The following is an 11,623-nucleotide window of genomic DNA, read 5'->3' on the forward strand; positions in this document are numbered from 1 at the left end:
GGTGCGTGCCCGACGAGGACCTGGTTTTCAAGGCTCTGGCGGATCCGACCCGCCGGTTCCTGCTCGACCTGCTCTACGAGCGCGACGGCCGCACGCTCACCGAGCTGGAGTCCGAAGTGGACATGACCCGGTTCGGGGTGATGAAACACCTCAAGCTGCTCGAGGAGGCCGAACTGGTCACCTCGCGCAAGGAGGGGCGGGAGAAACGGCATTTCCTGAACCCAGTCCCGATCCGCCAGATCCACGACCGCTGGATCGACAAGTACACCGCACACCACACCTCGGCGCTGCTGGACCTCAAAGCTCAGCTGGAAGCCGAAGAAACCTACAAGGAGCCCGGAAAATGAGCGACACCACGACCGTTCAGGTCAACCGCGTCTACATCAAGGCCACCCCGCAGGCGGTGTGGGACGCCATCACGAAGCCGGAGTGGACGCAGAAGTACGGCTACACCGGACTGGCGGAGTTCGACCTCAAGCGCGGCGGCAAGCACCGCACCAGGCCGACCCAGGAGTTCGTCGATTCCGGTTTCACCAGCGATCTCCTCGACGGCGAAGTGCTCGAGGTCGACCCGCCGCGCAAGCTGGTGATCACGTGGAAACTGCGGATGGACCCGAGCCTCGTCGCCGAGCCGTACACCACGCTCACCTACGACATCGAGGAAACGCAGACCGCGGGCACCCGGCTCACCGTCACCCACGACGTCACCGGCGCGCCGAACCACGCGGCTCTCGTGTCCGGCGTGCACGAGGACATCAACGCCGGCCCCGGCGAGAACGCGGGCGGCGGCTGGGCGTGGGTCCTGTCGGACCTGAAGTCCGTTCTGGAGACGGGCAAGAACCTCACCGCCTGAGGCGGGAGTGGGGTGGCTGCTTTTCGGGCAGCCACCCCACTTCTCACGCGCGTTGCGTCGCAGCCTTCAGCGCGGCTTTCGCGGCGTCAGAAGCCCCGAGTCTGTCCAAACCGAACAGTGCGGCTCCGACAACCGGGTTCACTTCCACCACGCGCACCTGCGCCCGTGGTGCCACCTTCAGACAACGCCGTTCGATGTCCGCGATCACGGACGCCCCGACGCCGGTCAGCACGCCGCCGCCGAGGATGACCTCGGGGGATGACGTCGTGAGGTCCAGGCGGCGCATGATCGCGGCCACCAGCAGGCTCACTTCCTCCGCGAACCGCGTCACCACGTCCTGGGCGACCTCGTCACCGGCCGCGGCTACTTCGAACAGCAGCGGGCAGAGGCCGTGGATCGAGGCGGCGTCGATTTCCTCGAAGTGAAGGCCCTGCACCACATCCAGCAGCGTCGAAGCACCGTAGTACTCCGCCACCGCCGACTCCAACGCCGTCCGCGGGCCACGGCCGTCTTCGGCGCGGACGGCCCACCACAGGGCTTCCTCGCCCAGCCGGTACCCGCCTCCCCAGTCGCCGGACACCTTGCCCAGCGCGGGAAAGCGGTACGACCGGCCGTCCGGAGCGAAGCCGGCGCCGTTGATGCCCGCGCCGCACACCACCGCTACCCCGGTGCCGTCGGAACTTCCGGCTCGCAGCAAAGCGAGCACGTCGTTGCCGACGTCCAAAGTGGAACTCCAGCCGCGCGCGGACAAAGCCTTGTGCAGTGCCTCTTCTTCGCGGGGGAAGTCGAGGCCAGCCAGGTAGGCCGACGTGTGCACGGCGAACGGCGGTTCAGTCGGCAAGCCGCCGGAGCGGAGGGCTTCCTGAACGAATTCTTCCAATGCGGCAACGCATCCGTCGACTCCGACGCGCTGGGGAGAAACGCCGGGGCCGCGGGACGCGCCGAGCACGACGCCGTCCCGCGAAACCACCAGCACCTCGGTTTTGCTGTTCCCCCCGTCGATCGCGACGACGGCGTCGCTCATGCCCGCGCCCAGGGCAGGAAATCCCGGTTGCGTGCGACGAGTTCGTCCGCGAGCTGGTCCGCCTTGGCGTACTGGCCGACCAGCGGATGCGCGAGCAGCGCGTCCGCGACCCGGTCCCGGCCGCCCTTGATCGCGGCGTCCAGTGCCAGGTACTCGTACGCGGTGACCCCGGCGATCAGTCCGGCGAACCGCGGCTCGACCGGGGACTGCGGGATCGGGGTCGCGCCCGCGGAATCCACAGTGGACGAAACCTCGATCACCGCGTCGTCCGGAAGGAAGTCGAACGTGCCGTTGTTACGGACGTTCACCACGTGCTCCTCGGCGGCACCACCGGAAGTGAGCGCGTGCACGAGCTGCACTGCCGCCTCCGAGTAGTACGCGCCGCCGCGCTTCTCCAGCGACTCCGGCTTCGTGACCTGCTCCGGGTCGAGGTAGATCTTCAGCAGTTCTTCCTCGACGTCGCTGACCACCTCGGCCCGCGGCCGCTCGGTCTGCTGCTTCGCGACCTGCGCGTCGTGCGAGTAGTAGTACTTGAGGTAGTACGACGGCACGGCCTGCATCCGCTGCATCCACTCGACCGGCACGCTGACCTCTTCGCCGAGGTATTCCGCGTGCTGGGCAAGGAGTTCCGGCAGCCGGTCGACGCCGTCGACCAGGACGCCGCGCTCCCAGCTCAGGTGGTTCAGTCCAGTGTGGACCAGCTTGACGTCGCCGGTGGAAGCGCCGAGCAGCTTCGCGAACTTGCGCTGCAGGTTGATCGCGACGTTGCACAGGCCGACCGCCCGGTGCCCCTCCTGCAGCAGCGCGCGGGTGACGATGCCGACCGGGTTGGTGAAGTTGACGATCCAGGTGTCGTCGCCGGCGACCTTGCGCACGCGTTCGGCGATGTCGAGCACCACCGGCACCGTGCGCAGCGCCTTCGCCAGGCCGCCCGCTCCGGTCGTTTCCTGGCCGACGCACCCGCACAGATGCGGGAAAGTCTCGTCCGACGCGCGTGCCTTCTGACCGCCGACCCGCAGCTGAATGAGGACCGCCGACGCGCCGTCGACACCCTCCTCCAGGTTCGCGGTGGTGCGCACACGGGCCGAATGCCCCGCGTGGTTCAGCAGCCGCTGGCTGAAATCGCCGACCGCCTCGACCCGGTAGGCGTCCGGGTCGATCAGCACGATCTCGTCGACGTCGAGCGAGGCCCGCCGTCCGGCGATGCCGTCGATCAGCTCCGGCGTGTAGGTGGACCCACCGCCGACCACTGCCAGTTTCATCCCTTGACTCCCGTGAACGTGATGCCCTTGACGAACGATTTCTGCGCGAACACGAACAGCACGATCACCGGCAGCATGATCAGCGCGGTCGCGGCCATCGTGAGGTTCCATTCGACGTGGTGCATGCCTCGGAAGGACGCGATCGCCAGTGAAAGCGGCCAGTTGTCTTTGTTCTCGCCCGTGTAGAGCAGCGGGCCGAAATAGTCGTTCCAGGTGAACAGGAAGCAGAACATCGCGGTGGCCGCGATTCCCGGCTTCGCCATCGGGATCAGCACCCGCGTGAGCACCCGGAACTCGTTGCAGCCGTCGATCTTCGCCGCTTCCAGGTAGTCCTTCGGAATGGTGAGGAAGAACTGCCGCAGCAGGAAGATCGAGAAGGCGTCGAAGAAGAAGTACGGCACGATGAGCGGCACCAAAGTGCCGGTGAACCCGAGCCGTACCCACAGGTCGTACAGCGGAACGACGGTGACCTGCGGCGGCAGCATCATCGCGACCACGACGAGCATGAAGCACAGGTTTTGCCCGCGCCACCGCAGTTTCGCCAGTCCGTACGCCGCCGGGATCGCCGAGACCAGCGCCCCGATCGTCGCCAGCGCCGAGTACAGCAGGCTGTTGCCGAAGTACTCCAGCAGCGGGGCCTTCTTGAACACCTCGACGAAGTTCTCGAAATGCCATTCGGTCGGCCACAGACTGGAGGTCATCGCCTGGTCGCTCTTCATCACCGAGGTGAGGAGAACGAACAGCAGCGGCAGCATGAAGATCACGCCGAGCGCGATGCCGACCGCGTGGGTGGCCACAAAGGACAGGTTCTTGTCCCAGCGCCGCTTGAACTTTTCCCGCGGATGCACCGGAGGAGCCGGACGCGGTGGTGCCGAAAGCGTCGTCATGCTCCGTCCTCCTGATGTTGCGTCTTACGCATCTGCCGCACCAGAATCCAGGTGAACCCAGCGGAAACCAGGAACAGCAGCACCGCCATCGCGGCCGCGTAACCCATGTTGAAGTACCGGAAACCCTGGACGTACAGCCAGATCGGATACGTCAGCGTCGAGTTTTCCGGCGCACCAATCAGTTTCGAGTTGCCCGCGACGTCCGCGGTACCCGCCGAAGCAGAAGCGGCGACGATCGCCTGGGTGAAGAACTGCAGTGCGTAGATCATCGAGTTGACCACGCCGAACAGCAGCACCGGCGAGATCGACGGCAGCGTCACGTGCCAGAACCGGCGCACCGGCCCGGCCCCGTCGAGTTCCGCGGCCTCGTACTGCTCGGCCGGAACGTCCAGCAACGCGGCCAGGATGATGATCATCAGCTCGCCCGAACCCCACAGCGCGAGCAACGTCAGCGCGGGCTTCGACATTTCCGGGCTGTTGAACCACAGTCCGCCGTCGATGCCCACCAGCCTCAGGAACCGGTTCACCGGACCGAATTCCGGGTTGAACACGAAGACGAACGCGAGCGTCGCGGCCGCCGGCGGGGCGAGCGCGGGCAGGTAGCAGAGCGTGCGCACGATGCCGACGCCCGACTTCAGCCGCGAGATCACCGACGCCACGCCGAGCGAGAACAGCACCCGGCAGATCGTCAGGATGATCACCAGCCACAACGTGTTGTACGCGGCGGTTTTCACCAGCGGTTCGCTGGTGAACATGCGCACGTAGTTGTCGAACCCGATCCACTGTGGAGGGTTGATCAGGTCGTAGCGGGTGAACGAGTAGAACAGCGTCGCGCCGAGCGGGTAGGCGAAGAAGATGAGGAACCCGAGGGCGGCCGGCGCCATGAACCAGAACACCGTGCGCCGGCGCTTGGCCCGGGGAGACCCCCGCCGCGCCTGGTTCGACGCGACAGGGGTTCCGGTTTCCGCTGTGGTCAGCGTGGTCATCCGCCGGCGCCCTTCTGCGCCAGTTCGTCGTTGATCTGCGCGTCGACCTTCTTCAGGCCCGCGTCCAGATCAGGCACCGACCCGGCCTGCCACTTCTCGGCGAAGTCGTTGACCGCCTTGAGGAACGCGTCGCCGATCGGCGTGGTCGGGTTGGCGACCAGCTTGCCGCTGTTGTAGATGTCGGTGAAGGTCTTGAACTGCGGCGGCATCTTCAGATTCGGCGAGTTGAGCGAATCCTTGGTGCTCGGCACGTTGTTCAGGCCGTTGGCCATCTCGACCAGGGTGTCGGTGTCGAGCGAGGCCTGCTTGATCAGCTCCCACGCCGCGCCCGGGTTCTTCGCGCCCTTCGGGATCGCGATGATCGTGCCGGTGCCGAACCCGCCGCCGTACTGGCCGGCCAGGCTGTCGAGCACCGGGGCGGGCGCGGTGCCGTAGTCGAGCGAGGGCACCTGGTCCTTGATGAACGCGGTGCGGAATTCGCCGTCGTAGATCATCGAAAGCTTGCCGGTCTGGAAACCGTTGTCCTTCGAGTACTCGTCACCGAGACCGGCCTTGAACTTCTCGACCTTCTCGTGCCCGCCGTAGAAGTCGATGAGCTTCTTCTGGAACTGGAACATCTCCTTCCAGCCGGGGCTGGAAGCGAGCGACGATTTGCCGTCCGGGCCCATGAACTTGGCCCCGAAGTTCGGCGCCCAGTACTGCGCCTGGTTGGCGTAGAACGGCATCGACGGCAGGAAGCCCGCGGTCTTGATCGAACCGTCCGGGTTGAACTCGGTGAGCTTCTTGACGTCCTCGAACAGTTCCGTGGTGTTCTTCGGCGGACCGGCGATGCCCTTGGCCGCGAAATGCGCCTTGTTGTAGAAGAACCCGTACACGTCGGCGAGCATCGGCATCGCGCACCGCTTGCCCTGGTAGGACGTGTAATCGCGGACCGCCTGCGGAATCTGCTCGAGATCGATCTTGTCGCGCTCGAGGTAGGGCTTCAGGTCCTGGAAGCTGCCGGTGGAGCACCACGCGCCGAGGTTGTCGGTGTAGAACGAGATCGCCACGTCCGGCGGGTTGCCGCCGCGGATCGACTGGGTGAGCTTGTCGTCGTCCTGGTTCCCCTCGTGCTTGATGGTGATGTTGGGGAACTTCGCCTTGAGCTTGTCCAGCGCCTTCGTGACCACGCCGTACTCGCGGTCGGTGAACTTGCTGTAGACGGTGATGGTGAGCTTGTCGTCCTTGTTCGGCGGGGCCGCGGCGTCGCCGCCGCCTGCGGGAGCGGCGGCGCCGCACGCGGCGGTCGCCAGCAGCGAACTCGCCGCGAAGGCGCTGAGCAGCAGAGATCCGCGCTTGCGCGCGATTCTCCGGATGCGGGTCGGAGCGGACATGAACCCTCCTGTCCTTAGGGTGGGTCTACTCGGTCGGGGACGGGGCTTGCTCTCCGGCGGACCGGCGCGGCCCGAGGAGCGTGGGGGTGACGACGCCGAAGACGTCCTCACGGGCGGTGGCGAGCGCGGACTGCAGCGCACCGGCGCGCACCGCGTTGCCCTGCACCGAAGCGACGCCGACGGGCGTGCGCGGCAGGACCAGTTCGTGCAGTTTTTCCGCGACGATCCCGGCGAACTCGTCGCCGCCGGCGCGGCTGGTCTCGCCGCACAGCAGGATGAGCTGCGGGTCGGCGACCGCGACGAGGCTCGCGACCCCGCTGGCGACGCGCCGCGCGAGATCGTCCAGAAACCCTTGGTGTGCCGTGCGTCGAGCCTGCGCGACGGCATCCCATCCGCTGTCCGCGGTGATGCCGTGCGCCTTGGCGAGCCGGACGATCGCGGACGAGTCGACCAGGTTGCCGTACCGCGCTCCGGCCGACGGCCAGCTGTCGCCAGTGTCCACAGTGGCCGGATCGGGAACGCGCATCCAGTCGATCTCGCCGCCCCCGCCGGTCGCGCCGCGCAGCAGCCGCCGTCCGATGACGACCGCGCCGCCGACGCCCTCGGACAGCCAGACCAGCACGAAGTCGTCGACGTCCTGCGCGTTGCCGACGGTCATTTCCTCAACCGCGACAAGGTTTACGTCGTTCTCGATCTTGACCGTGACGCCGAGTTCGTCGCTCAGCCGCTTCGGCACGTCGAACCCGAGCCAGCCCGGGATGTGCGGGGCCGAGGACAGCAAACCGGTGCGCGGGTCGAACGCGCCCTGCGCGCCGATGACCACATTGGCCAGATCGTCGAGCTGCAGGCCCGCGGACTTGGCGACCCGGCGCAGCGCCTGGCCGAACGAACCGACGACGTCCGCGTCCTCGGCCACCGGAAGCTGCACGCGGTACTCGGCGAGCACGGCCCCGGCGACGTCGGCGACCACGAAGTCCGCGACCCGCGGGGTGAGGTCGACGGCCGCGACGTGCGCGAGCGCGCCGTTGACCGCCCACAGCTGAGCCCGCGGCCCGCGCCCGCCGCCCGCGCGCTCCCCCGCTTTGCCGACGAGATTGTCCTGCTCAAGCCGGGTGAGCAGCTGCGCGGTGGCCGGTTTGGACAGCCCGATGACGGCCTCCAGCTCGCCCCGGGTCATCGGCCCGTTCCGCAGCAACGCCTCGATCGCCGCGCGGTCGTTCATCTCGCGCAACGTTCGCGGACTGCCGGCTCGCACCTGGCTGCTCCTTTATTAGGAAACTTTACAGACGGTTTTCCGGGACTGTAGTGAGCGCGGCCACAGGACGTCAATGGGCTCGGGAAACAGCGGGGTAACGGCTTGATACCGCGAGATGTCCGCGCTAGGCGCAGGGTGACCGGGCGAACGCGCAGGGTTGGCCGAGGCGGACCGCGGACCAGGCGTGGTCCGGGGCGGGGAGGCTGAGACGCAACAGGGCCTCGTGAGTGGCTAGGCCGGTTCTCACCGGCGTCGCCGCTCACGAGGCCCAGAGGCACACATCGCCGAAAGAGTTACTCCTCGGCTTCCGCCCACGCCTTCAACATCACACGGGCGATCGACGAATTCCCCGGCAACAACAGATTCGACGCACCACCCGCGATCGGCGTCGGCACCCCAGTCCCCGCGTTGCGGAACGCCGCCCGAACGTCCTCCCGGGACACCCACAGCGCTTCCTCGATCTCGCCCTCCGCCGGGATCAGCGGCGCGTCGCGGTCCGCGCGCGCGGTGAAGCCCAGCATGATCGAGCGCGGGAACGGCCACGGCTGACTGCCGAGGTAGCGCACGTCCCGCACCTCGATCCCGGCCTCCTCGCGGATTTCGCGGACGACGCAGCCCTCCAGGGACTCCCCCGCCTCCACGAATCCGGCGAGCACCGAGTACCGGTCCGGCGGCCAGATCGGCTGCCGCGCGAGCAGCACGTGCGAACCGTTGACGCCGTCGAGGTCGTGCACCAGGCAGATCACCGCCGGGTCGGTGCGCGGGTATTCCTCGTGGCCCTTGGCTTCGCAGCGGCTGGCCCAGCCGAACTGGATCAGCTGCGTCGGCGAACCGTCGCGGCTGCAGAACCGCGATTGCCGCCGCCAGTTCCGCAGTGCCTGTGCGGTGGTGAACAGCCCGGCCGACGTGTCGTCCAGCTGCTCGCCGTAGCCTCGCAGCTCGACCCACAGCTCGCCGTTGGCGCGCGGGACCTCCTCGATCACGCCCCAGCTGCCAGCCAGCCGCACGGTGTCGACGTCGCCCTCGATACTGCCGGGCAGCGACCAGTAATCGATGTCTTCCCACTCGCCGAGGAACACCGCGTCGGCGGGCGGTTCGGTGCCGAAGTCCATCGCCTTGCGGGTGGCCAGCGAACAGCTGCCCTCGACGACCGGCGTGCGGCCGGTGTCGTCGAGCAGCACCACGCGGGCTTCCGACCACTTCGCGGCGAGCCGCTCCGGGTTGGTGCGCAAGGTTTCCTGCCGGTCCACTGTGGAACGGGACAGCGTCGGCAGGGCCCCTAGTTCGAACGGAACGCTCATCAGTCCTTCTCGCTTGCCGAAACTCCCAGCGCGGCCAGCTTCGGCGCGAGCAGGTCCGCATCGCCGACCACGACCCCGGTGAACCGGCCCGGCGCGAAGAACTCCGCCGCGGCTTCGGCGACCTGCTCCGAGGTGACCGCCGCGAGCCGCTCCGGGTGGCTCTGCAGCCACTCGATGCCGAGGCCGTTCGACGCCAGCGCCATCAGCTGCCCGGCGAGCCCGCCCTGCGACGACGTGCCGGTGACGAGCGAGCCCATCGCGTACTGCCGCACCGATTCCACCTCTTCGGCGGTCGGCGGCACGGTGCCCAGCCGGAACAGCTCGTACCGGGTTTCCAGGTACGCCGCCGCGGTGACCTCGTTGGCGGTGTCCGCGTCCACATTGACCACTGCCGTGTCGCCGGTGAACTCGAATCCCGAGTGCGCGCCGTAGGTGTATCCCTTGTCCTCGCGGATGTTTTCCACCAGCCGCGAGGAGAAGTACCCGCCGAAGGCCAGGTTCGCCAGCTGCAGCGCCGGGTACCGCGGGTCGACGCGCGGCACCGTCTGCGCGGACAGCCGGATCTGCGACTGCACCGCACCGGCACGCGGAACCAGCAGGACGTTGCCGCCGGTCAGCGTGGGCAGCGGCGGCAGCACGACGGCCGAACGGTCCGACTTCCAGCCGCCGAGCGCGCGCTCCAGCTCGGCCGGAACCTCTTGCGGGTCAAGGTCTCCGACCAGCACGAGCACCGCACCGCGCGGCAGCACCGAGGCGGTGTGCAGCGCGCGCACCTGCTCGGCGGTCACCTCGGCGACGTCCTCCGCCTGCGGAACCTCGCGGGTCGCCGGGTGATCGCCGTACCGGTGCTTCTGCAGGGCTTCGCGCGCGATGGTGCGCGGCTGCGTGCGCGACACCGCGATGCGCTCGATCAGCCGTTCCCGCTCGCGCGCCACCTCCGCGTCTCCGTACGTGGCGCCGGTGAGCACGTCGCCGAGCACGTCCAGCAGCGTCGGCAGACCGTCGGACAGCGCGGTGCCGCCGAAGTACAGCCGCTCCGGGTCGACGCCCGCGTTGAGGTCGCCGCCGATCAGCGCGACCTCGGCGTCGATTTCCACCCGGTCGCGCCGCGCGGTGCCGGTGAGCACGGTTTCCGCGAGCACCTCCGCGGTGGCCGCGTGCATCCGGTCCTCGCCCGCGAACGGGATCCACAGCCGCAGTTCGACCATCGGGACGCTCGCCTTGCGCACCGCGAGCACGCGCAGCCCGTTGGAGAGCACGGTGTCCACATGGGACAGATCGGCGGCGGCGCGCTGGCGCCCGAGCGGGGGCAGCGGACGCGGTCCGGCGGCGGTGCGGCCGATCTCCTCGGCGCTGCGGTGTGCGGCTTTGACCTGTTCAGCCGAGGTCACTGTTCCGTCCCTTCGGTGCTTGCGGGCTTCACGACGAGCACGGCGCGCGCGTCCGGGCGCAGCGCCTTCGCCGCCGCGGACACGGCCTCGCCGGAGACCGCGGACAGCCGGTCGGCGAGCTGGTAGACCAGCGACGCGTCGCCGTAGAGCAGTTCGAACGCGCCGAGCGCCAGCGTGCGCGACACGAGCCGGTCGTGCTCCGCGTGCAGGCTCGCCGCCCAGCGCGCGGTGACCTTCTTCAGTTCCTGTTCGTCCGGCGGCGTGGACGCGAGCTTCTCCAGCTCCTCGTCCAGCGCGGCCAGCACGCGCTCGCGCGGCACGTCCGGCGGGTGGATCGCGGTGATGGTGAAGGTGTCCGGATCGCGCGCCTCGAACGGGCCGAACAGCCCGGCGCCCGCGCCGACGTCGACCACCAGCGGTTCTACGTGCACCAGCCGCTGCTGCAGCCGCGACCCGTCACCGTCGGTGAGCACGCCGGCCAGCACCAGGTAGGCGAGGTAGCCGTCGAGGTCGTTGATCGGGTCCGGCATCCGGTAGCCGACGGCCAGCGCGGGCAGCGGCGCGTGCGGGTCGGTGTGCTCGCCGTTCAGCTGCGTGGTGGGCAGCGGCTCGGAGAACGACGGGCGCACCGGAGCCGGCCGGTGCGGGACGTCGCCGAAGTGCTTCTCGACGAGCGCCTTCGCCTCCTCGACCTCGAAGTCGCCCGCGACGGTCAGCACCGCGTTGGCCGGCGAGTAGAAGGTGTCGAAGAAGGCGGCGCAGTCGTCCAGCGTCGCGCCCTCGAGGTCTTCGAAGGCGCCGTAACCGTCGTGCGCGTTGGCGAAAGTGGAGTACAGCACCGGCGGCAGCAGGATCCACGGGAATCCGCCGTACGGCCGGTTGCGCACGTTCAGCCGGATTTCCTCCTTGACGACCTCGATCTGGTTCGCCAGGTTCTCCGCGGTCAGCTTCGGCGCGCGCATCCGGTCGGCCTCGAGGAACAGCGCGCGTTCCAGCGCCGCGGCGGGCAGCACCTCGTAGTAGTCGGTGTAGTCCGGGTGCGTGGAACCGTTGAAGGTGCCGCCGCTGGACTGCACGTGCCGGAAGTGCGCCAGTTTCTCCAGGCTTTCGCTGCCCTGGAACATCAGGTGCTCGAAGAGGTGCGCGAAACCGGTCAACCCCTCCGGCTCGGAACGGAAGCCCACGTCGTAGTGCACGCTGACCCCGACCACCGGCGCGGTCGGGTCAGGAGCGAGCACCACGCGCAGACCGTTGTCGATCGTGAAACGGAAGAGCTCGGGATCGGCCATGC

11 protein-coding genes are annotated in these 11,623 nt (G+C 68.4%); 2 read left to right on the forward strand and 9 right to left on the reverse strand.

Annotated elements, in window-relative coordinates:
- Positions 1-5: 5 nt before the first annotated feature.
- Positions 6-347 (forward strand): ArsR/SmtB family transcription factor, encoded by a 342-nt coding sequence (locus F9C12_RS17960; protein WP_409183118.1) that lies wholly within the window; start codon positions 6-8, stop codon positions 345-347.
- Positions 344-853: an SRPBCC domain-containing protein gene (locus F9C12_RS17965; protein WP_409183119.1), complete on the forward strand. Its 510-nt coding sequence runs from the start codon at positions 344-346 to the stop codon at positions 851-853. The genes F9C12_RS17960 and F9C12_RS17965 overlap by 4 nt, the downstream gene beginning before the upstream one ends.
- A 43-nt stretch (positions 854-896) precedes the next feature.
- Here F9C12_RS17965 and F9C12_RS17970 read toward each other — a convergent pair whose 3' ends face one another.
- The 9 genes from F9C12_RS17970 to F9C12_RS18010 form a co-directional block, all read right to left on the reverse strand.
- Positions 897-1,877 (reverse strand): N-acetylglucosamine kinase, encoded by a 981-nt coding sequence (locus F9C12_RS17970; protein WP_409466653.1) that lies wholly within the window; start codon positions 1,875-1,877, stop codon positions 897-899.
- On the reverse strand, positions 1,874-3,139 hold the full coding sequence (locus tag F9C12_RS17975) for a 6-phospho-beta-glucosidase (RefSeq protein ID WP_409183121.1): 1,266 nt from the start codon (positions 3,137-3,139) through the stop codon (positions 1,874-1,876). The genes F9C12_RS17970 and F9C12_RS17975 overlap by 4 nt, the downstream gene beginning before the upstream one ends.
- On the reverse strand, positions 3,136-4,026 hold the full coding sequence (locus F9C12_RS17980) for a carbohydrate ABC transporter permease (protein WP_409183122.1): 891 nt from the start codon (positions 4,024-4,026) through the stop codon (positions 3,136-3,138). The genes F9C12_RS17975 and F9C12_RS17980 overlap by 4 nt, the downstream gene beginning before the upstream one ends.
- Entirely contained in the window at positions 4,023-5,012 is a 990-nt protein-coding gene (locus F9C12_RS17985) for a carbohydrate ABC transporter permease (RefSeq protein WP_409183123.1), read from the reverse strand. The genes F9C12_RS17980 and F9C12_RS17985 overlap by 4 nt, the downstream gene beginning before the upstream one ends.
- Entirely contained in the window at positions 5,009-6,385 is a 1,377-nt protein-coding gene (locus F9C12_RS17990; protein WP_409466654.1) for an extracellular solute-binding protein, read from the reverse strand. Before F9C12_RS17990 ends, F9C12_RS17985 begins: the two co-directional genes overlap by 4 nt.
- A 25-nt stretch (positions 6,386-6,410) precedes the next feature.
- Positions 6,411-7,607, reverse strand: a complete 1,197-nt coding sequence (locus F9C12_RS17995; RefSeq protein ID WP_409186784.1) for an ROK family transcriptional regulator — start codon at positions 7,605-7,607, stop codon at positions 6,411-6,413.
- A 326-nt stretch (positions 7,608-7,933) separates the two neighbouring features.
- Complete coding sequence (gene nudC, locus F9C12_RS18000; RefSeq protein WP_409466655.1) at positions 7,934-8,941, reverse strand: NAD(+) diphosphatase; 1,008 nt, start codon at positions 8,939-8,941, stop codon at positions 7,934-7,936.
- Complete coding sequence (locus F9C12_RS18005) at positions 8,941-10,332, reverse strand: M16 family metallopeptidase (protein WP_409466656.1); 1,392 nt, start codon at positions 10,330-10,332, stop codon at positions 8,941-8,943. The genes nudC and F9C12_RS18005 overlap by 1 nt, the downstream gene beginning before the upstream one ends.
- Positions 10,329-11,621, reverse strand: a complete 1,293-nt coding sequence (locus F9C12_RS18010; protein WP_409466657.1) for a M16 family metallopeptidase — start codon at positions 11,619-11,621, stop codon at positions 10,329-10,331. The genes F9C12_RS18005 and F9C12_RS18010 overlap by 4 nt, the downstream gene beginning before the upstream one ends.
- Positions 11,622-11,623 lie beyond the last annotated feature (2 nt).

Origin of the sequence: Amycolatopsis sp. GA6-003, assembly GCF_046267895.1 — a bacterium.
Taxonomy (GTDB): domain Bacteria; phylum Actinomycetota; class Actinomycetes; order Mycobacteriales; family Pseudonocardiaceae; genus Amycolatopsis.

Bases quoted from the DNA above. Each gene is read 5' to 3' on its own strand.
- F9C12_RS17990 (WP_409466654.1), bottom strand. From the start codon at position 6,385: ATGTCCGCTCCGACCCGCATCCGGAGAATCGCGCGCAAGCGCGGATCT.
- F9C12_RS17980 (WP_409183122.1), bottom strand. From the start codon at position 4,026: ATGACGACGCTTTCGGCACCACCGCGTCCGGCTCCTCCGGTGCATCCG.
- F9C12_RS17975 (WP_409183121.1), bottom strand. From the start codon at position 3,139: ATGAAACTGGCAGTGGTCGGCGGTGGGTCCACCTACACGCCGGAGCTG.
- F9C12_RS18010 (WP_409466657.1), bottom strand. From the start codon at position 11,621: ATGGCCGATCCCGAGCTCTTCCGTTTCACGATCGACAACGGTCTGCGC.
- nudC (WP_409466655.1), bottom strand. From the start codon at position 8,941: ATGAGCGTTCCGTTCGAACTAGGGGCCCTGCCGACGCTGTCCCGTTCC.
- F9C12_RS17995 (WP_409186784.1), bottom strand. From the start codon at position 7,607: ATGAACGACCGCGCGGCGATCGAGGCGTTGCTGCGGAACGGGCCGATG.
- F9C12_RS17970 (WP_409466653.1), bottom strand. From the start codon at position 1,877: ATGAGCGACGCCGTCGTCGCGATCGACGGGGGGAACAGCAAAACCGAG.
- F9C12_RS17965 (WP_409183119.1), top strand. From the start codon at position 344: ATGAGCGACACCACGACCGTTCAGGTCAACCGCGTCTACATCAAGGCC.
- F9C12_RS17985 (WP_409183123.1), bottom strand. From the start codon at position 5,012: ATGACCACGCTGACCACAGCGGAAACCGGAACCCCTGTCGCGTCGAAC.